Here is a 210-nt window from a genome sequence, read left to right as displayed (position 1 = left end):
GTTCCTGCTCGTGCTCGTGGTGCGCACCGGCCTGCAGTCGCGCGCCGAGAAGCGCCCGACTGCGCTCTGGACCTCGGCCCGCAACCGCCGGCGTCGCATGAGCATGACGGTCTGGACGCACCTGTCGCTCGACCTGCTGTGGATAGTGAACGGCGTCGTGTACGTGGTGCTGCTGTTCGCAACGGGGCAGTGGATGCGGATCGTGCCGAC

At 68.1% G+C, this 210-nt stretch carries 1 pseudogene; it reads left to right on the top strand.

The features are described 5' to 3' along the window. A pseudogene (locus FJ658_RS16300) lies at positions 1-210 on the top strand (cytochrome b/b6 domain-containing protein); the annotation flags it as partial.

Source organism: Schumannella sp. 10F1B-5-1, from assembly GCF_006517535.1.
In the GTDB taxonomy this organism is placed as follows: domain Bacteria; phylum Actinomycetota; class Actinomycetes; order Actinomycetales; family Microbacteriaceae; genus Schumannella.
Note: the sequence above shows the minus strand (reverse complement) of the source record. Positions and strands in the feature narration are given on the sequence as shown.